This window comes from Streptomyces sp. NPDC104581 (assembly GCF_055583685.1).
The window spans coordinates 1-19,537 of sequence record NZ_JBVJNN010000014.1 but is presented as its reverse complement, the minus strand read 5'-3'; the positions used below and the strand labels follow the sequence as shown (position 1 = coordinate 19,537).

Below are 19,537 nucleotides of genomic sequence, written 5' to 3'. Positions count from 1 at the left end.
ACAATGTAATAAGGAACCAAAGGTGCGCCGGGAAGTCTGGTCGGCAGGTGATTCGTCATGCCCGCCCGAACCGACCGGAGTCTTCCTGTGGCCACCCCGCGCACCTTCCTCGGACGCCTCCCGCTGCCCGAGCGGAACTATCTCGCGAGCGCGCTGCGTACCGAGACCGTCGGCGGTGTCCTGCTGCTCGTGGCCGCGGTCGCGGCGCTGATCTGGGCCAACAGCCCGGTCAGTGACAGCTACACGGCCGTCGGCGACTTCCATCTCGGACCCGCCTCCCTCGGCCTTGACCTCTCCATCACGCACTGGGCCGCCGACGGGCTGCTCGCCGTCTTCTTCTTCGTGGCCGGCATCGAGCTGAAGCGCGAACTGGTCGCCGGAGAGCTGCGCGATCCGAAAGCCGCCGCCCTCCCTGTGATCGCCGCGCTGTGCGGCATGATCGTGCCCGCGGTCGTCTATCTGGTGGTCAACGCGGCGGGCGGGGGCTCCACGGACGGCTGGGCCGTCCCCACCGCCACCGACATCGCCTTCGCCCTCGCCGTACTCGCCGTCCTCGGCACCTCGCTGCCGTCCGCGCTGCGCGCCTTCCTGCTCACGCTCGCCGTCGTGGACGACCTCTTCGCGATCCTGATCATCGCGATCTTCTTCACCAGCGACATCGACCTGATCGCCCTGGGCGGCGCCTTCGTGGCGCTCGCCGTCTTCTGGCTCCTCCTCAGAAGGGGCGTCCGGGGCTGGTACGTGTACGTCCCGCTGGCGCTCGTCGTCTGGGGCCTGATGTACAACAGCGGCGTCCACGCCACCGTCGCGGGCGTCGCGATGGGCCTGATGCTCCGCTGCGTCAGGCGCGAGGGCGAGAAGGAGTCGCCGGGCGAGCGCATCGAGCATCTCGTCCGCCCACTGTCGGCCGGTCTCGCCGTCCCGTTGTTCGCGCTGTTCTCGGCGGGTGTCCCGGTCAGCGGCGACGCGCTGTCCAACGTCTTCACGCGGCCGGAGACCCTCGGCGTGGTCCTCGGGCTCGTCGTCGGCAAGGCGCTCGGCATCTTCGGCGGCACCTGGCTGACCGCGCGCTTCACTCGGGCGGAACTCAACGAGGACCTGGCCTGGCCGGACATCCTGGCGGTGGCGACGCTCGCCGGGATCGGCTTCACCGTCTCGCTGCTCATCGGCGAGCTGGCCTTCACCGGCGATCCGGGGCTGACGGACGAGGTGAAGGCGGCCGTCCTGACGGGTTCGGTGATCGCCGCCGTACTCGCCGCCGTACTGCTGCGTGTACGGGTCCGTACCTACCGGGCGCTGTACGACGCCGAGGAACTCGACGAGGACATGTCCGGTGTCCCCGACATATACGAACAGGACGACCCGGCGTACCACTTGAGAATGGCCGCCATCTACGAGGGGAAGGCAGCTGAACACCGCCGGATGGCGGAACACGCCGCAGCGACGCGCGAGGACGGCGCCGGTCCGGCATGATCTGACATCCGGCATGATCTGAAGGCGCAGAGCCGGAAGAATCCCAGATCTGTGAGAGCGCAGCCGAAACGAGGGAGTCAACGATGAGCGACCCCGGCAGCCATGCCGCCGTGACCACCACCGCCGACACCGTTCCAGCCGTCCGGGTCAACGGCGACCGCAGTCTGGGCCAGTTGGTCTCGACGGCGACCGCGGAGATGTCCGCGCTGGTGCACGACGAGATCGCGCTGGCCAAGGCGGAGCTGCGGCAGGACGTCAAGCGGGGCGTGACGGGCAGTGCCGCCATCGGTATCGCGGGAGTGTTCGCCCTCTTCTCGCTGCCGGTACTGAGCTTCGCCGCCGCGTACGGGATCCACAACTGGGGCCTGGGGCTCGCGTGGTCGTTCCTGATCGTCGGCGGAGCGTTTCTGCTTCTCGCCGGTCTGCTGGGCCTGATCGCCATGCGCAAGTTCAAGAAGGTCAAGCCGCCGGAGAAGAGCATCGCGTCCGCCAAGCAGTCCGCCGCCGTGCTCCAGACGGTCAAGCCACACCCGCGCCCGGTCCATGAGGTCGGCGAGACTGTGGCACGCTCATCTGCATGACCGCCCCCGAAAACGGCTCTGGCACCCCCTCCGGCAGCATCCCAGGCGCGACCGTCGCCGCCGATGTGCGACTCGACGGCCCCTGGACGCACCGGGACGTGGCCGCCAACGGGGCCCGCTTCCACATCGCCGAGATGGGCGACGGGCCGCTGGTGCTGCTGCTCCACGGTTTCCCGCAGTTCTGGTGGACCTGGCGGCACCAGCTGCCCGCGCTCGCCGAGGCCGGGTACCGGGCCGTCGCGATGGACCTGCGGGGCGTGGGCGGCAGCGACCGTACGCCCCGCGGTTACGACCCCGCCAATCTGGCCCTCGACATCACCGGTGTCGTGCGCTCGCTCGGCGAGCCGGACGCCGCGCTCGTCGGGCACGACCTCGGCGGGTACCTCGCCTGGACCGCCGCCGTCATGCGGCCGAAGCTGGTGCGCCGGCTCGTGGTGTCGTCGATGCCGCATCCGCGCCGCTGGCGGTCGGCGATGCTGTCGGACTTCTCACAGAGCAGGGCCGGCTCGTACATCTGGGGTTTCCAGCGGCCGTGGCTGCCGGAGCGTCAGCTCGTCGCGGACGACGGGGCGTTGGTGGGGGATCTGATCCGCGCCTGGTCGGGGCCGCAGCCGCCCGACGACAAGACCGTCGACATCTACCGGCGCGCGATGACCATCCCCTCCACCGCGCACTGCTCGATCGAGCCGTACCGCTGGCTGGTGCGGTCGATGGCCCGGCCGGACGGGATCCAGTTCAACCGGCGGATGAAGCGGCCCGTGCGGGTGCCGACCCTCCAGCTGCACGGGTCGCTCGATCCGGCGATGCGCACGCGCAGCACGGCGGGGTCCGCAGAGTACGTCGAGGCCCCCTACCGCTGGCGGCTGTTCGACGGTCTTGGCCATTTTCCGCACGAGGAGGACCCGGTGGCGTTCTCCACGGAGCTCGTCAACTGGCTGAAGGACCCCGAGCCCGACCGCTGATCAGCGACGCGCGGGCGCGGTTCGTGACGGCTCACGCGACCCCTCAGGAACAGTCGTACGACGAGCAGCCAATTGCCTGGCGCATAGGCCAATTGGCCGAGGTGTGAGCGATTACCGACCATGAGGCCCGGGCACACGTCGGTGTATGGGCTGGACGCACGACTACGGTGACGCAGCACGCAACCGCCGCTCGGCCACAGTGCCGATCACCCGCGAGAGGGGCGGCCCGGAGGATCAGGGCCATGATCTCCGACTCGGTATTCCATTGATTCTCCGCCGAAGGGCCCGTTGGGTCTCGGCACGGCTGCGGCATCCACGCGGCTAGGCACGGCGGAATCGGGATCAGGGAGAGCGAGAAGGAGTACCGGAACGAAGCCGGAACCACGTCCGGAACGATGACCGGAACGAAGACCGAAGACCTGGCAGACCTGAAAGACCCGAAGTAGGCGGAATTACTGGCGCACGCGACACGGACCATCGGAGGACAGAGCCGGGCCGGACCAGGATCTCCTGGCCCGGCCCGTCCCCTTGTCCGCCCGTCGTCAGGGCGCCCCGCGCGGGGCCCGGCCCCCTACAGCGCGCATCCCTGGCTGTCGACCTGCTGGTTGGCCGTGCGGCCCAGCTCGATGTCCTCGCGGATCTCGTCCGCCGTCAGGGCGTAGCCGGTGTCGGGGTCGTCGAGCGACCGGGCGAAGATCACGCCGTACACCTTGCCGTCGGTGGTGAGCAGCGGGCCGCCGGAGTTGCCCTGCCGGACGGTCGCGAAGAGCGAGTAGACGTCGCGCCGGACCTCTCCGCGCCGGTAGATGTCCGGGCCGTTGGCGTTGATACGGCCCCGGACACGGGCCGAGCGCACGTCGTACGCGCCGTTCTCCGGGAAGCCCGCGACGATCGCGCCGTCCCCGCTGACGGCGTCCTTGCCGGAGAACTGGAGCACCGGGGCGCGCAGGTCGGGCACGTCGAGGACGGCGATGTCCCGCTCCCAGTCGTACAGGACGACCTTTGCGTCGTAGAGCCGGCCCTCGCCGCCTATCTGGACGGTGGGCTCGTCCACACCGCCCACCACGTGCGCGTTGGTCATGACACGGCGCTCGGCGAAGACGAAGCCGGTGCCTTCGAGGACCTTGCTGCAGCTCTGCGCCGTACCGACCACCTTGACGATGGAGCGCTGCGCGCGGGCCGCGACGGGGCTGCCGACGAGCGCCGGGTCCGGCGGGTCGACGGCGGTGATCGGCTCGTTGGCGAACGGGCTGAAGACCTGCGGGAAGCCGTTCTGCGCGAGGACGGAGGAGAAGCCGGTGAACCAGGTGGCCGCCTGCCCCGGCATCACCCGCGAGACGCCCAGCAGGACCTTGGAGTTACGGACCTCCTTGCCGAGCGTCGGCAGGGACGTCCCGGCGAGGGCGGAGCCGATCAGCCAGGCGACCAGCAGCATGGCGACGACGTTGACGAGCGCGCCGCCCGTCGCGTCCACGGCGCGCGCCGGTGACCAGGTGATGTAGCGGCGGAGCTTGTTGCCGAGGTGGGTGGTGAACGCCTGTCCCACGGAGGCGCAGACGATCACGACGACCACGGCGACGACCGTGGCCGTCGTCGTCACCTCGGCGTCCTCGGTGATCTGGTCCCAGAGCAACGGGAGGAGATAGACGGCGACGAGACCGCCGCCGAGGAAGCCGATCACCGACAGGATGCCCACGACGAAGCCCTGGCGAAAGCCCACGATCGCGAACCACACGGCGGCGAGCAGCAGCAGGATGTCCAGCACGTTCACCGTCAATAGCCTCGCTAGCCTCGCTGATGCGTCTCCCGTCGCCCCGTCGGGTGGGGGTCCGGACCTGCGGCGGAATCGCTGTCGGGCGCCGGGTCACCGTGCCGCGACAGCCATTGGGCAAGCCTGTCATGAGCGCCGGTCGAGCGGGACCTCCTTGGTGCGGTCCCAGGGGCGCTCCCAGCCCGAGAAGTGCAGAATGCGGTCGATCACCCCTGCGGTGAAGCCCCAGACGAGCGCCGAGGCCACCGTGAACGCGGGGCTGTGCACCCCGCTGGGGTGGGTGGCCGTCACGCGGTTGGCCGGGTCCGTGAGATCCGCCACGGGCACCGCGAAGACACGGGCGGTCTCCGCGGGATCGACCGCGCCGACCGGGGTGGGGGTGTGCCACCAGCCGAGCACCGGGGTCACGACGAACTCGCTCACCGGGATGTACAGCTTGGGCAGCACGCCGAAGAGCTGGACACCGGTGGGGTCGAGCCCGGTCTCCTCCTCGGCCTCCCGCAGCGCGGCGCGCAGCGGTCCGGTCGTCGCCGGATCGCCGTCCTCCGGATCGAGGGCGCCGCCGGGGAAGGACGCCTGTCCGGCGTGCGAGCGCAGGGTGCTGGCCCGCTCCATGAGCAGCAGCTCGGGGCCTCGGGTGCCCTCACCGAAGAGGACGAGGACGGCGGACTGGCGGCCGAAACCGTTCTTGGGCGGCAGGAAGCGGCTCAGCTGCTCCGGTGCGACGGTCCGCATGGCGCGCACCACCGGGCTCAGCCATTCGGGCAGGCCCTCGGTGGTGACGGGGATGTCGGTCACGGCTCTGTCGTGGATTCGAGTGGCGTTGTCGTGGATCCGTTCGGCACCCGACCCTGGGGCGCCCGACCCTGGGGCGCCCGTTCGTGCGGCACCCGTTCGTGCGGCGGGTGAGGTCTCTGTGGTGCGTGCGGTGCCTGCTGTGTCTGCGGTGCGTGCGCCATGTGTGTCAGCTCGTGTCATCGGCAACCCCCGACGTACAACGCCGGCCGTCCCCCGGATCGTTCCAGCCGCATGCGCCGCTGCCCTTCCTCCGCCGCCCGCCCTCTGCCGCCCGGCCGCTCCCGTGGCCCGCTGTCCTGTCCGGTGATACGGATCCGGCCCGCCGCGTGCTCACCGCGCGGGCGCTCATTCGGCCCCGGCGGGCGTGCCGAGGGGCGGCGCCGGCTTGCCCGGGTAGTCAGGCGGCGGGGAGAGCCGCTGTCCCGGATAACCGCCCATCTCGTACTTCAGCAGCTTCCTGGCCTTCTCCGGGTCGGTCTCGCCTTCTCCGTAGGAAGGGCAGAGGTGCGCGATCGGGCAGGCTCCACAGGCCGGTTTACGGGAGTGGCAGACCCGGCGTCCGTGGAAGATGATCCGGTGCGAGAGCATCGTCCACTCGCTCTTGGGGAAGATCGCGGCGATCTCCGCCTCGACCTTCTCCGGGTCCTCCTGGTCGGTCCACTTCCAGCGGCGCACGAGCCGCCCGAAGTGGGTGTCGACAGTCAGGCCGGGGACACCGAACGCGTTGCCCAACACGACATTGGCCGTCTTGCGGCCCACGCCGGGCAGCGTCACGAGGTCCTTGAGCGTGCCGGGCACCTCGCCGTCGTAACGGTCGCGGAGTGCCGTCGACAGCCCTATCAGGGACCGCGCCTTGGCCCGGAAGAACCCCGTGGGCCGGATGACCTCCTCCAGCTCCTCGGGCACGGCGGCGGCCATGTCCTCCGGCGTCGGGTACTTCGCGAAGAGCGCGGGGGTCGTCTGATTGACGCGCAGGTCCGTCGTCTGGGCGGACAGGACCGTGGCGACGAGCAGCTCGAAGGGGTCGCGGAAGTCCAGCTCCGGGTGGGCGTACGGATAGACGTCGGCCAGCTCACGGTTTGTCCGGCGGGCGCGACGGACCATCGCCAGCCGGGACTCCGGCTTGGCGCTCTTGGGCCGTTTGGCTCTCGTGGCCCCGGCTGTCGTGGGCGACGCGGCTGTGGCGGGCCCGGCGGACTCGGCGCTTGCGGGCTTGGCGCTTGCGCCTTTTGCGGCTTTGTTCGACTTCGCGGAAGGCTGTTCGCCCACAGCGGAATTCTGCTTCGGTGACACTCTTCCAGCTCCCTTGGGCTGCCCTCTCACCGGCGAGTTGGACACCCGGCCAGCGTAGAGCCCGGCACTGACATCCGCCCCGGCCCCGGCCGATCACCACCCGAATCGGGCCCCGGGGCACGGCCGGGGGCCGCTGTACGTCAAACTTGTGACTGATCGCACGTTTTCGACAATGGGCGCCCGGTACGGAGACAGAGTCGCCGCCGGCCCGAGCCACCCGTGAACAGGCAGCACGTCCGGCATCATGGTGACCGAAGGTCCCCTGAGCAGGTCGACAAGGAGAGAATTCGTGGACGACGTTCTACGACGTGCCCCGCTCTTCGCGGCGCTCGACGACGAGCAGGCCGCGGAGCTCCGCGCCTCGATGAGTGAGACGACGCTCGCCCGCGGCGACGCGCTGTTCCACGAGGGCGACCCCGGCGACCGCCTCTATGTGGTCACCGAGGGCAAGGTCAAACTGCACCGCACGTCCCCCGACGGCCGGGAGAACATGCTGGCCGTCCTCGGCCCCGGCGAGCTGATCGGTGAGCTGTCGCTCTTCGACCCGGGCCCGCGCACCGCCACCGCGAGCGCGCTCACCGAGGTCAAGCTCCTCGGTCTCGGCCACGGCGACCTCCAGCCCTGGCTGAACGCCCGCCCCGAGGTGGCCACCGCACTGCTGCGCGCCGTCGCCCGGCGCCTGCGCAAGACGAACGACCAGATGTCCGACCTGGTCTTCTCGGACGTACCGGGCCGCGTCGCCCGTGCGCTGCTGGACCTGTCGCGCCGCTTCGGCGTGCAGTCGGAGGAAGGCATCCACGTCGTCCACGACCTCACGCAGGAGGAGCTGGCCCAGCTGGTCGGCGCGTCCCGCGAGACGGTCAACAAGGCGCTCGCCGACTTCGCCCAGCGCGGCTGGCTCCGCCTGGAGGCCCGCGCGGTGATCCTGCTGGACGTCGAACGTCTCGCGAAGCGCTCGCGCTGACCGGTACCGCCGCCGTCGGGCGGGCCGCGGACGGCGGCCCGCCCGGCGAGTGACGGATCCTCCTGGGAACGAGCCCGGCGGCCCGGCGGCGGCCCGGCCGGCCCGGCCACGGATCGGCCGGCCCGACAGCTGACCGGCCGGCCCGGCGGCGGCCCGGCCGCTACGGACCGGAAATCAGCCCGTGCTCCCGCAGGTACTCCAGCTGCGCCCGCACCGAGAGTTCCGCCGCCGGCCACAGGGACCGGTCGACGCCGCTGCCTCCGTACACGTGCGCCACGATCTCCGCCGGCGAGCGGAAGCCGTTCTCCACCGCCGTCTCGACCTGCGCGAGCCGGCTGGCCCGGTGCGCGAGGTAGTACTCCACCGCACCCTGGGCGTCCTCCAGTACGGGCCCGTGCCCCGGCAGCACCGTGTGGACGCCGTCGTCCACGGTCAGCGAGCGCAGCCGCCGCAGCGAGTCGACGTAGTCGCCGAGCCTGCCGTCCGGGTGGGCCACCATCGTCGTACCGCGGCCGAGGACCGTGTCGCCCGTCAGTACCGCGCGGTCGGCCGGCAGATGGAAGCAGAGCGAGTCCGAGGTGTGCCCGGGGGTCGCCACGACGCGCAGCTCCAGCCCGCCCTCCGTGACGACGTCACCGGCCGCCAGCCCCTCGTCGCCGAGACGCAGGGCCGGGTCCAGGGCCCGTACGGCCGTGCGCGTCAGCTCGGCGAAGCGCGCCGCGCCCTCCGCGTGGTCCGCGTGACCGTGGGTGAGGAGGGTCAGCGCGACGCGCTTGCCCGCGCGCTCGGCGGTGGCGACGACCTCCTGAAGATGCGCCTCGTCGAGCGGACCGGGGTCGATGACGACGGCGAGCGGGGAGTCCGGCTCGGAGACGATCCAGGTGTTCGTGCCGTCCAGGGTCATCGCGGACGGATTGGGCGCGAGCACGTTGACCGCGCGGGCCGTCGCGGCGCCCGAGAGGACGCCTCCGCGCGGCTGGCCCGGCAGGGCGGCGGCGTCGGTCATCGGTCGCCACCCCCCAGCGGTACGCGCAGTGGCACGCGCTTGGTGAACTCCTCCTGGCCGGGCCAGGCGAGCACCACCTCGTCGCCCTCCACCCTCGGCTTCGCCAGCACGGGCGCGAGATCCCGCCCGGCGGCCGCTTCGAGCGCCTCGGCGGCGGAACCGTACGGCTGGAGCTGGCGCAGGGTCGCGACAGTGGGCGGCATCATCAGCAGCTCGCCCCGGTCGTATCCGAGCGCCGCTTCCGCGGGCCGGATCCACACCGTCCGGTCGGCCTCCGTAGAAGCGTTGCGCGTACGCTGCCCGGCCGGCAGCGCGGCGACGAAGAACCAGGTGTCGTACCGCTTCGGCTCGAACTCGGGAGTGATCCACCGGGTCCACGCGGCCAGCAGGTCGCTGCGCAGCGTCAGCCCGCGCCGGTCCAGGAACTCCGCGAAGGACAGCTCACGGTCGACGAGAGCGGCGCGGTCCGCCTCCCAGTCGTCCCCGGTGGTGTCGCCGACGACGGTCCCGGCCGTCTCCCCCGCGAGCAGGACCCCGGCCTCCTCGTACGTCTCGCGCACCGCCGCGCAGACGACGGCCTGCGCGGACGCCGCGTCGACGCCGAGCCGCCGCGCCCACACGTCCCGCCCCGGCCCCGCCCAGCGGACGAGCCGGTCGTCGTCGCGCGGATCGACGCCGCCGCCCGGATACGCGTACGCGCCTCCGGCGAAGGCCATGGAGGTGCGCCGGCGCAGCATGTGTACGGAAGGTCCGCCGGCGTCGTCACGCAGCAGCATCACGGTCGAGGCCCGCCGCGCCGGGGCCACGCTGAGCTCGCCCCTGGCGAGCGCGCGGATGCGGCCGGACCACTCGGGCGGGAACCACTGACCATTGGACATGCCGGGATGCTACGGGCTTCCCGAGCGATGTTCGAGAGCCACTGCCCTGGGGCCCGAGGCCCTGGCACGGGCGGCAGCGGCCCGAGGGCCCGTCCGGCGCCGTCCGCCCGCGGCGCGGGGCAGACGGCGTCCCCGTGCCCCTCCGGGGCGGGTACGGGGAGAAGTGCCGGGCCGGGTGTCGCGCGCCGAGCGGCGTGCCGGGGACCGGGACGCACGAGCAGCCCGGCGGGCGAGGCGCGGAGAACTCCGCGCCTCCCGCCGGGCGGTCCCGCGAGGCGCCGCCGTTCGGTCCGTGACCGGGCCGTCAGTCCGCGGCCAGCTCGACCTGGATCTCGATCTCGACCGGTGCGTCCAGCGGCAGGACGGCCACACCGACCGCGCTGCGCGCGTGCACGCCCTTGTCGCCGAAGACCTGGCCGAACAGCTCGCTCGCTCCGTTGAGGACCGCGGGCTGGCCCGTGAAGTCCGGGGCGGAGGCGACGAATCCCGTGACCTTGACGACGCGCGCGACGCGGTCCAGATCACCGGCGACCGACTTCACGGCGGCCAGCGCGTTGAGCGCGCAGACCCGCGCGAGGTCCTTGGCCTCCTCGGGCGTCACCTCGGCACCGACCTTGCCGGTCACCGGAAGCTTGCCCTCCACCATCGGGAGCTGCCCCGCCGTGTAGACGTACACGCCGGAGCGCACGGCCGGCTGGTACGCCGCGAGTGGCGGTACGACCTGCGGGACCGTCAGCCCCAGTCCGGCGAGAGCCGCCTCCACCTCGCCGCTCACGCGGACTTCTCTCGCTTCAGATAGGCCACCAGCTGCTCGGGGTTGTTGGGACCCGGAATGACCTGGACGAGCTCCCAGCCGTCCTCGCCCCAGGTGTCCAGGATCTGCTTCGTCGCGTGCACGAGGAGAGGCACCGTCGCGTATTCCCACTTCGTCATGGGCCCGACTGTATCGGCACCGCGCGAGGACCTCGTACGGAGCCCGTTGACGGCCTCGTGCGTAGCGCGCGGTCCGACTGGTTAGGCTCGAATGTGTGAGCAGGCTCCAGGTCGTCAGCGGCAAGGGGGGCACCGGTAAGACGACGGTCGCCGCCGCCCTCGCGCTCGCCCTCGCGACGGAGGGCAAACGCACCCTCCTGGTAGAGGTCGAGGGCAGACAGGGCATCGCACAGCTCTTCGAAACGGAGGCGCTTCCCTACGAAGAACGGAAGATCGCCGTCGCCCCTGGCGGCGGCGAGGTGTACGCGCTGGCCATCGACGCCGAGCGCGCGCTCCTCGACTACCTCCAGATGTTCTACAAGCTCGGCAGCGCCGGCCGCGCCCTGAAGAAGATCGGCGCCATCGACTTCGCCACCACCATCGCGCCGGGCGTCCGGGACGTCCTGCTGACGGGCAAGGCGTGCGAGGCCGTACGCCGCCGCGACAAGCGGGGCCGGTTCATCTACGACTACGTCGTGATGGACGCCCCGCCCACCGGCCGCATCACCCGCTTCCTCAACGTGAACGACGAGGTGGCCGGGCTCGCGAAGATAGGGCCGATATACAACCAGGCCCAGGCCGTGATGCGGGTGCTCAAGTCGCCCGGCACCGCGGTGCATCTGGTGACCCTTCTTGAGGAGATGCCCGTCCAGGAGACCGCCGACGGCGTCGGCGAGCTGCGCGGCGCCGAACTGCCCGTCGGCAAGGTCATCGTGAACATGGTGCGACCGCACGTCCTCGACGAGGAGGCGGTCAACGGCGTGGCTGGCGACCGCCGCAAGGAGGTCACCAAGGCGCTCGCGGCGGCCGGCGTCAGCGCGCCCACGAAGCTCGTCGGCCCGCTCCTGGAGCAGGCCGCCGAACACGCCCAGCGCGTGGAGCTGGAGCGCGAACAGCGGGCCCTGCTGGCGCGGCTCGGGCTGCCCACGTACGAACTCCCCCTGATCGGCGAGGGGATGGACCTCGCCGGTCTGTACCGCCTGGCGGGGGAGCTAAGGAATCTTGGGGAGGTCTGATGACTCTGGACCCGGCGGCGGCCCCGCTCGAAGTCGATCCGCTGCTCGACGACCCGCAGACGCGCATCATCGTCTGCTGCGGCTCCGGCGGCGTGGGCAAGACGACGACGGCGGCGGCTCTCGGCGTACGGGCCGCGGAGCGCGGCCGGAAGGTGGTCGTGCTGACCATCGACCCGGCCCGCCGGCTCGCCCAGTCCATGGGCATCGACTCGCTCGACAACACCCCGCGGCAGGTCAAGGGCATCGAGGGCAGCGGTGAACTGCACGCGATGATGCTCGACATGAAGCGCACCTTCGACGAGATCGTCGAGGCGCACGCCGACCCCGAGCGGGCCCGGGCCATCCTGGAGAACCCCTTCTACCAGTCCCTGTCGGCCGGGTTCGCGGGCACGCAGGAGTACATGGCGATGGAGAAGCTGGGGCAGCTGCGGGCCCGCGACGAGTGGGACCTGATCGTCGTCGACACCCCGCCCTCGCGCTCCGCGCTGGACTTCCTGGACGCGCCGAAGCGGCTCGGCTCCTTCCTGGACGGCAAGTTCATCCGGTTGCTGATGGCCCCGGCGAAGATGGGCGGCCGGGCCGGGATGAAGTTCCTGAACGTCGGGATGTCGATGATGACCGGCACCCTGGGGAAGCTGCTGGGCGGCCAATTCCTGCGTGACGTGCAGACGTTCGTGGCCGCCATGGACACGATGTTCGGCGGTTTCCGCACGCGCGCCGACGCGACGTACCGGCTGCTCCAGGCGCCCGGCACGGCGTTCCTCGTCGTCGCCGCGCCGGAGCGGGACGCGCTGCGCGAAGCGGCGTACTTCGTGGAACGGCTCGCCGCGGAGGGGATGCCGCTCGCCGGTCTCGTCCTCAACCGTGTGCACGGCAGCGGGGCCGCCCGGCTGTCGGCGGAGCGGGCGCGGGCCGCCGCGGAAAATCTTGAAGAGGGCCGCATTGTGGATCAGGGCCGCGGGAAGGATCGAGTTCGTGAGGCCGCTGCCCCCGCGGGCTCATCTCCCGACGCCCCCGAAGCCCCAGAGGCATCCCGCACGCCCGAGCCGCCCAAGAAATCGCAGAAGCACGACAAGTCGCAGACGGCCGAGCCGTCGCTTTCAGAACCTTCGCTCTCAGAACCGTCGCGCTCCGAATCACCGACCGAACCGCCGTCGGTCAATCAACTGACGGCCGGTCTGCTGCGTCTGCACGCGGAACGTATGCAGGTACTCAAGCGTGAGCAGCGCACACGCGACCGCTTCACCGCGCTCCACCCCGAAGTGCCCGTGGCCGAGGTCACGGCACTGCCCGGCGATGTGCACGACCTCGCAGGGCTCCGGACCATCGGCATCCGCCTCGCGGGCGAGGAGCCGGTGCCCGGGACCTCATGACCGAACGGCGTGTGCCCGTCGGCACCCGACCGTCAGCACCCGACCGCAGACAGGTTGCCCGCAGACAGGTGACCGTAGCCGTACGGCCCTCGGTCCGTAACGAACCGGCCCGTGGCCGACCTTGGCGCCCGGGCCGGGGCAGTTTGGGCGACCGGCGGTTCGCCCACCGGGCCCTCGGGGACGGACGTACTCCGCGCACCGCCCTGTCCACGCAACGGGCAGCGCTGTCCGTCCAGCGGGCCGCCGCGAGGACAGGCCCGCGTCGACGGCCGCGCGGTGCGGACCGCGCGGTGGCGAGCGGTCGTGCGCGACCGGCCCCGTGGTGACCGGCGCGCCGACGACCTGCTACCCGCAGGTGTGTGGGTGCGCGCGTCCGCCGCGCCCGTACGGCGGCCTACCCCACCGCCGCCCATGTCTCGTCGATGACGTCGGCGTAATGGCGCGAGCCGTACGTCTCGTCGTCGTCCTCAAGGCCGGCGGGCAGAATGCCCGCGCTGCGCTCGTACTCGGTGCGTGCGGTTTCGAGCAGCCGTCGCCAAGAGGTGACAGTGGGGCGTCTGCGCAGCAATGCGCGTCGCTCCCGCTCGGTCATTCCGCCCCACACGCCGAATTCGACGCGGTTGTCCAGCGCGTCGGCCAGGCACTCCGTCCGCACCGGGCATCCGGTGCACACCGCCTTGGCCCTGTTCTGCGCTGCGCCCTGTACGAACAATTCATCCGGATCGGTAGTGCGGCATGCTGCTTGCGCACTCCAGTCGGTTACCCAGCCCATCCCGGCGCCGTCCTCTCCCGAATCGAGGCTCCCCCACGGCGGAAGCGGCATATTCACCGCTGCCAGTTGAGGACGTTACGGAAGGTGGGCACAGCGCAACACCCCCTTCGGGCCCAATCTTGAATGGCCCGAACGGACTATGCGTACGCGGCAGATCACCCAGGGGAGTGACCCGAGGACATCCGCGACGAACCCCGGCAGATCGGGGCGTTTCAGTTGAGGCACAACGGGCGTAAGACGACATACGCGGCGGAATCGGGCAGGGCCCCAACGCGTCGGCGGCGGAACCTGGTTCGCCGGATGTCCACGTCGGGGACTTGATACGGAACCGCACTGCTGTGACAGTTGAGTGCAGCTTAGGCCAGAGCCTTTATGTGTGTCCGGCGAATGACAACGTAGGCTGCTCGCATGCCAAAGAAGCGCTCCGGCGGTGGTCTGACCGGGACCCAGCAGGCCGCCAAGTTCCTCGGTGTCAGTGTGCTCGCGGGAGCGGTGCTGGCGGGAATCGCCCTGCCCGCTTTCGGAGTTCTGGGCCTCGCGGCCAAGGGCACGGTCGAGGGATTCGACGAGATCCCGGCCAATCTCAAGACGCCGCCGCTCAGTCAGCGCACCACGATCCTCGACAAGGACGGCGGCCAGATCGCCACCGTCTACTCACGTGACCGCACGGTCGTGCCGCTCACCGACATGTCGCCGTACATGCAGAAGGCGATCGTCGCGATCGAGGACTCGCGCTTCTACGAGCACGGGGCGGTCGACCTCAAGGGCGTTCTGCGCGCGGCGAACCGGAACGCGCAGTCGGGCGGCGTCTCCCAGGGCGCGTCGACCCTCACCCAGCAGTACGTGAAGAACGTCTTCGTGGAAGAGGCCGGCGACGACCCCGACAAGGTCGCCCAGGCCACCCAGCAGACCATCGGCCGCAAGATCCGCGAGCTGAAGTTCGCGATCCAGGTCGAGGAGGAGCTGGGCAAGAAGAAGATCCTCGAGAACTATCTGAACATCACCTTCTTCGGGCAGCAGGCGTACGGCGTCGAGGCCGCCTCGCACCGCTACTTCTCCAAGTCGGCGAAGGACCTGAAGCTGGAGGAGGCGGCGCTGCTGGCCGGCCTCGTGCAGTCGCCGAGCCGGTACGACCCGGTGAACAACACGGACGAGGCGACCGAGCGCCGCAACATCGTGATCCAGCGCATGGCCGACGTGAAGGACATCTCGCAGGCCGAGGCGGACCGCGCCAAGAAGACCGACATCAATCTGAAGGTGAGCCGTCCCAAGAACGGCTGCATCACGGCGGTCAAGGGCGCGGGCTTCTTCTGCGACTACGTACGGAAGGTGTTCCTCACCGACGCCTCCTTCGGCAAGACGCAGGAGGACCGGGCCAAGATCTGGAACCAGGGCGGTCTGACCGTCCGGACGACGCTCGACCCGCAGGCGCAGGAATCGGCACAGGAGTCGATCAAGAAGCACGTCTACAAGACGGACGAGGTCGCCACCGCCCTGTCGATCGTCGAGCCGGGTACCGGCAAGATCCTGGCCATGGGGCAGTCGCGGCCGTACGGCGGCGGCAAGAGCGAGACCTACATCAACCTCTCGGTCGACGAGGACATGGGCGGCGGCGCCGGCTACCAGCCGGGATCGACCTTCAAGCCCATCGTCGCGGCGGCGGCCCTGGAGCAGGGCATTCAGCCGACGCAGTCGTACGCGTCGCCGTACCAGATGGACTACCCGAGCCCCGTACAGACGTGCCGGGGCCCGTGGACGGACCAGGGTGTCCCGGTCGAGAACGAGAACGAGACCGAGGTCGGCCCGTACGGGATGAAGGAGGCGACCGCCAAGTCGGTCAACACCTACTTCGTCGAGCTGATCAGCCAGATCGGTGTCTGCCCGGTGACCGAGCTGGCCCGGAAGATGGGCGTCGAGCGGGCCAACGGCAAGGCGATCGACCAGGTCCCGTCGATCACGCTGGGCACGCAGGAGATGTCGCCGCTCACCATGGCGTCGGGGTACGCGACGTTCGCCAACCGCGGCACGTACTGCTCCCCGATCGCCATCTCGTCCATCACCGGCCCCAACGGCAAGGAGATGGACGTCCCGAAGTCGACCTGCTCGCGGGCGATGTCGGAGAAGACGGCGGACACGATAAACACACTGCTGGCGGGTGTGGTCGAGGACGGTACGGGCCAGGAGGCGGGCCTCGGCAGCAGGCCGAGCGCGGGCAAGACCGGTACCACCGACTTCCGGCTGGCCGCGTGGTTCGTGGGCTACACGCCGAACATGGCGGGCGCGGTGTGGGTCGGCGACCCGGCGCACAAGAAGAAGATGGTGGACATCACCATCGGCGGCCGGTACCACGACAAGGTCTTCGGTGGCGCCGTGCCCGGACCGATCTGGCGCGACGCGATGGGCGGGGCGCTGGACGGCAGGGAAGCGCCCGGGTTCAACAACGTCGACATCCCGGATCCTGAGAAGGACAAGGACAAGGGCCGTGACCGGCCGGGCGACAACGGCGGCGGTGACAACGGCGGGAACGGCGGCGAGGGCAACGGCGACGGGGGCGGTGACGGGGGCAACGGCGACCAGGACCCGGGCCAGGGCCCCGGGAGGCCGGGCGGGAACGGCAACGGGGGGAACGACGGCGGGAACCCGTTCCCGGACTTCCCGGGCACGTTCGGCTAGGCCGTAGGCGGTAAGAACCGCCGAGACCGCAGAAGAGGGGCTCCCGGCCGGATCGAGGAATCGATCGACCGGGAGCCCCTCTCGTTACGCGTACGCGGGAGTGCTCGGCGTATGAGCCGCGCTCGGCACATGCGGGCGTGCTCGGCGTATGCGGGCGTGCCCCGCGTATGCGAGGCGGCGGTGGACCGGGCGCGCGGCTGGGTGCACCGGCCCGACGCCCCCGGCCGTACTCGGCGCATGTGGGGCCGTACTCAGCCGGCGGCGAGGCTCCGCTTGACCGCGGCGGCGACGCGACCACCCTCGGCACGACCCGCGACCTTCGGCCCGACGATCTTCATGACGGCGCCCATCGCCCGCGGCCCCTCGGCGCCCGCGGCCTTCGCCTCGCCGACGGCCTGCGTCACGATCCCGTCGAGCTCCTCGTCGCTCAGCTGCTGCGGCAGGTACGCGTCGAGCAGTACGCCCTCCGCCTTCTCCCGCTCGGCCTGCTCGGTCCGCCCGCCCTGCGCGAATGCCTCGGCCGCCTCCCGGCGCTTCTTGGCCTCCTTGGCGATCACCTTCTGCACCTCGTCGTCGGAGAGCTCACGCGCCGACTTGCCGGAGACCTCCTCCTTGGAGATCGCGGCGAGGGTCAGCCGGAGGGTGGCGGAACGCAGCTCGTCGCGCGCCCTGATCGCGGCGATGAGGTCGTCGTGCAGCTTGGACTTGAGCGTCGTCATGCGGACAGTGTGTCAGGTACGGCCCAAGGTCCGCCGAGGAGTTTTCCGGCGCCACGGGGCCCCCGCGGCCCCCGTACGGCGGTCATCGGATCATCGAGGGCGCGACCACGTGGACAGTGCGGGTCTGCGACCATGAACACCATGCGCGCACGCTACGGAGTCCCCCTGAAAGTCACCGCGGGAATCGCGGCCGTCGGGGCGGCCGGCCTCGCCTACGCCGCCGGTTTCGAGGCCCGCTCCTTCCGGCTGCGACGGGTGTCCGTCCCCGTACTGCCGGAGGGCATGCGACCGCTTCGGATCCTCCATGTCTCGGACATCCACATGGTCAGCGGCCAGCGCAAGAAGCAGCGCTGGCTCCGCTCCCTGGCCGGCCTGCGCCCCGACTTCGTCGTGAACACCGGCGACAACCTCTCGGACCCGGAGGGCGTACCGGAGGTGCTCGACGCGCTCGGCCCGCTGATGGAGTTCCCGGGCGTCTATGTCTTCGGCTCCAACGACTACTACGGCCCCGCACTGCGCAACCCGGCGCGCTACATCTACGAGAAGGCCCAGGGCAGGCACGGCCTGAACGGCAACGCACCGGCCGTCAACGTCGTCCACAACCTGTGGGAGCCGATGCGCGACGCATTCGACGAGGCGGGCTGGGTGGGGCTCACCAACGCCCGCGGCCGACTCAAGATCGACGGCCACGAGATCGCCCTCACGGGCGTCGACGACCCGCACATCAAGCGCGACCGGTACGCGGAGGTCGCGGGTGGCCCGGAGCCCGACGCGGACCTGTCGATCGGTGTGGTCCACGCGCCGTACCTCCGCACGCTGGAGGCGTTCACCTCGGACGGTTACCCCCTGATCCTGGGCGGTCACACACACGGCGGCCAGCTCCGCATCCCGTTCTACGGCGCCCTGGTCACCAACTGCGACCTGGACACGGCCCGCGCGCGGGGCCTCTCGACGTACGACGCCGGGGGCCACACGGCCTACCTCCACGTCTCTGCGGGCTGCGGCACGAACCGCTACACCCCGGTCCGCTTCGCCTGCCCCCCGGAGGCCACGCTCCTGACCCTCACCCCACCCCGCTGACCCCGCGCTCCCGCCCCTAAACCGGATTTCGCCTGCGGCCGCCGGTGGGCTAAAGTAATCGATGTCGCAGCGACACGGGCGACATCGGGGTGTAGCGCAGCTTGGCAGCGCGCTTCGTTCGGGACGAAGAGGTCGTGGGTTCAAATCCCGCCACCCCGACAGTAAAACGCCAGCTCAGGGGCATGATCCGCATTGCGGGTCGGGTCCCTGGGGTGTTTTCGGGGGTGGGGCTAGGGGGTGTCCGGAGAGTCATGGGAGCCAGAGTTGAAGGCAGGCGATGGTGACCATGGCTTGGTAGTGGCGGGCGCGTTTGTCGTAGCGGGTGGCCAGGGCCCGGTTCTGTTTGAGCAGGCTGAAGCAGCGTTCGACGACGTTGCGCCTGCGGTAGGCGGCCCGGTCGAGGCGGCAGCGGGCCTCGCCGCGGCGGATGCGGCCGTTGATCTGGTCGATCCGCTCGGGGATGGTGCAGGCGATGCCGCGTCGCCGCAGGTAGGCGCGGATCTTCCGAGGTGAGTAGCCCTTGTCCGCAGCCACGCGGTCGGGCCGGGTCCGGGGCCTGCCCGATCCCGGCCGGGCGATCCTGATCCGGTCCATGACCGCCTCGAACTGGGTGCAGTCATTCACGTTCCCGCCGGTCAGCGTGAACGCGAGGGGCCGGCCCTGTCCGTCGCAGGCCAGGTGGATCTTGCTGGTCAGCCCGCCGCGCGACCGGCCGAGGGCTTCCCCTTCCCAGGGTCCCCTTTTCGGGCGCCGGCCGCATGTTGATGGGCCCGCACCGTCGTCGAGTCGACGCAGATGATCGTCCAGTCGACCTGGCCGACAGCGTCGGAGTGCTGCTGGACATAGGCCGGCAGACGGTCCCAGGTGCCGTCGGCAGACCAGTGCCGGAAGCGTTCGTAGACCGTCTTCCACGGCCCGTACCTTTCCGGCAGATCCCGCCAGGCGGCCCCGGTGGACAGCTTCCACAAGATCCCGTTCACGACCTGGCACCGGTCCCGCACAGGCCGACTCATACGACCCGGCGCCAATAACGGCCCGATCAACGCCCACGACTCATCCGTCAGTTCATGCCTACACACCACAAACGGAGCAACGAGCCATCGACTTTACGGACACGGCCTAGGTGTATTGCTCATGAGCGTTGTTGACGCTCGGTAGGTCTTGATCATGGCGAAGACCTCCGGTGTGGTGGGAGCTGTCTAGGAA

18 protein-coding genes, 1 tRNA gene and 1 pseudogene are annotated in these 19,537 nt (G+C 70.6%); 10 read left to right on the top strand and 10 right to left on the bottom strand.

Going from position 1 to position 19,537, the window contains the following annotated elements:
- Nucleotides 1–57: 57 nt before the first annotated feature.
- The 4 genes from nhaA (at nt 58) to ACZ61E_RS14000 (ending at nt 3,341) form a co-directional block, all read left to right on the top strand.
- On the top strand, nt 58–1,473 hold the full coding sequence (nhaA, locus tag ACZ61E_RS14015; RefSeq protein ID WP_469699890.1) for a Na+/H+ antiporter NhaA: 1,416 nt from the start codon (nt 58–60) through the stop codon (nt 1,471–1,473).
- Nucleotides 1,474–1,556: 83 nt separating this feature from the next.
- Nucleotides 1,557–2,054, top strand: coding sequence for a phage holin family protein (locus ACZ61E_RS14010; protein WP_469699889.1), 498 nt, complete (start codon nt 1,557–1,559; stop codon nt 2,052–2,054).
- Nucleotides 2,051–3,016: an alpha/beta fold hydrolase gene (locus ACZ61E_RS14005; protein ID WP_469699888.1), complete on the top strand. Its 966-nt coding sequence runs from the start codon at nt 2,051–2,053 to the stop codon at nt 3,014–3,016. Before ACZ61E_RS14010 ends, ACZ61E_RS14005 begins: the two co-directional genes overlap by 4 nt.
- 145 nt (nt 3,017–3,161) lie before the next feature.
- Entirely contained in the window at nt 3,162–3,341 is a 180-nt protein-coding gene (locus tag ACZ61E_RS14000; protein ID WP_469699887.1) for a hypothetical protein, read from the top strand.
- 246 nt (nt 3,342–3,587) lie between these two features.
- Here the strand turns inward: ACZ61E_RS14000 and ACZ61E_RS13995 are convergent, their stop codons facing one another.
- From ACZ61E_RS13995 to nth, 3 genes are all read right to left on the bottom strand, one after another.
- A complete protein-coding gene (locus ACZ61E_RS13995) occupies nt 3,588–4,787 on the bottom strand; it encodes a MarP family serine protease (RefSeq protein WP_469699886.1) in 1,200 nt (399 codons plus the stop codon).
- A 126-nt stretch (nt 4,788–4,913) separates the two neighbouring features.
- Entirely contained in the window at nt 4,914–5,765 is an 852-nt protein-coding gene (locus ACZ61E_RS13990) for an NUDIX hydrolase (RefSeq protein ID WP_469699885.1), read from the bottom strand.
- Between the two features lie 165 nt (nt 5,766–5,930).
- Entirely contained in the window at nt 5,931–6,854 is a 924-nt protein-coding gene (gene nth, locus ACZ61E_RS13985) for an endonuclease III (RefSeq protein WP_469699884.1), read from the bottom strand.
- A gap of 313 nt (nt 6,855–7,167) precedes the next feature.
- Here nth and ACZ61E_RS13980 point away from each other — a divergent pair, with 313 nt between their 5' ends.
- Entirely contained in the window at nt 7,168–7,842 is a 675-nt protein-coding gene (locus ACZ61E_RS13980) for a Crp/Fnr family transcriptional regulator (RefSeq protein ID WP_023539685.1), read from the top strand.
- A 160-nt stretch (nt 7,843–8,002) separates the two neighbouring features.
- Here the strand turns inward: ACZ61E_RS13980 and ACZ61E_RS13975 are convergent, their stop codons facing one another.
- The 4 genes from ACZ61E_RS13975 to ACZ61E_RS13960 form a co-directional block, all read right to left on the bottom strand.
- On the bottom strand, nt 8,003–8,848 hold the full coding sequence (locus tag ACZ61E_RS13975) for an MBL fold metallo-hydrolase (RefSeq protein WP_469699883.1): 846 nt from the start codon (nt 8,846–8,848) through the stop codon (nt 8,003–8,005).
- Nucleotides 8,845–9,726, bottom strand: coding sequence for an NUDIX hydrolase (locus ACZ61E_RS13970; RefSeq protein ID WP_469699882.1), 882 nt, complete (start codon nt 9,724–9,726; stop codon nt 8,845–8,847). The genes ACZ61E_RS13975 and ACZ61E_RS13970 overlap by 4 nt, the downstream gene beginning before the upstream one ends.
- 304 nt (nt 9,727–10,030) lie before the next feature.
- Complete coding sequence (locus ACZ61E_RS13965; protein ID WP_469699881.1) at nt 10,031–10,501, bottom strand: RidA family protein; 471 nt, start codon at nt 10,499–10,501, stop codon at nt 10,031–10,033.
- Nucleotides 10,498–10,659: a DUF4177 domain-containing protein gene (locus ACZ61E_RS13960; protein WP_023539689.1), complete on the bottom strand. Its 162-nt coding sequence runs from the start codon at nt 10,657–10,659 to the stop codon at nt 10,498–10,500. The genes ACZ61E_RS13965 and ACZ61E_RS13960 overlap by 4 nt, the downstream gene beginning before the upstream one ends.
- A gap of 95 nt (nt 10,660–10,754) precedes the next feature.
- On the opposite strand from ACZ61E_RS13960, the gene bagA reads away from it, so the two are divergent.
- A complete protein-coding gene (bagA, locus tag ACZ61E_RS13955) occupies nt 10,755–11,714 on the top strand; it encodes an ATPase BagA (RefSeq protein WP_469699880.1) in 960 nt (319 codons plus the stop codon).
- A complete protein-coding gene (gene bagB / locus ACZ61E_RS13950; RefSeq protein WP_469699879.1) occupies nt 11,714–13,087 on the top strand; it encodes an ATPase BagB in 1,374 nt (457 codons plus the stop codon). The genes bagA and bagB overlap by 1 nt, the downstream gene beginning before the upstream one ends.
- Before the next feature lie 394 nt (nt 13,088–13,481).
- Here the strand turns inward: bagB and ACZ61E_RS13945 are convergent, their stop codons facing one another.
- A complete protein-coding gene (locus ACZ61E_RS13945) occupies nt 13,482–13,859 on the bottom strand; it encodes a WhiB family transcriptional regulator (RefSeq protein ID WP_187280032.1) in 378 nt (125 codons plus the stop codon).
- A gap of 408 nt (nt 13,860–14,267) precedes the next feature.
- Here ACZ61E_RS13945 and ACZ61E_RS13940 point away from each other — a divergent pair, with 408 nt between their 5' ends.
- Nucleotides 14,268–16,532 carry a transglycosylase domain-containing protein gene (locus tag ACZ61E_RS13940; protein ID WP_469699878.1) on the top strand — a complete coding sequence of 755 codons (2,265 nt, stop codon included), beginning with the start codon at nt 14,268–14,270 and terminating at the stop codon, nt 16,530–16,532.
- 251 nt (nt 16,533–16,783) lie between these two features.
- Here ACZ61E_RS13940 and ACZ61E_RS13935 read toward each other — a convergent pair whose 3' ends face one another.
- On the bottom strand, nt 16,784–17,251 hold the full coding sequence (locus ACZ61E_RS13935; protein WP_469699877.1) for a GatB/YqeY domain-containing protein: 468 nt from the start codon (nt 17,249–17,251) through the stop codon (nt 16,784–16,786).
- A 141-nt stretch (nt 17,252–17,392) separates the two neighbouring features.
- Here ACZ61E_RS13935 and ACZ61E_RS13930 point away from each other — a divergent pair, with 141 nt between their 5' ends.
- Both ACZ61E_RS13930 and ACZ61E_RS13925 read left to right on the top strand, forming a co-directional pair.
- Nucleotides 17,393–18,331, top strand: a complete 939-nt coding sequence (locus ACZ61E_RS13930) for a metallophosphoesterase (protein ID WP_469699876.1) — start codon at nt 17,393–17,395, stop codon at nt 18,329–18,331.
- 85 nt (nt 18,332–18,416) lie between these two features.
- A tRNA-Pro gene (locus ACZ61E_RS13925) sits at nt 18,417–18,490 on the top strand.
- Between the two features lie 90 nt (nt 18,491–18,580).
- On the opposite strand, the pseudogene ACZ61E_RS13920 reads toward ACZ61E_RS13925, so the two are convergent.
- Nucleotides 18,581–19,410: pseudogene (locus tag ACZ61E_RS13920) on the bottom strand (IS5 family transposase).
- Nucleotides 19,411–19,537: the final 127 nt, after the last annotated feature.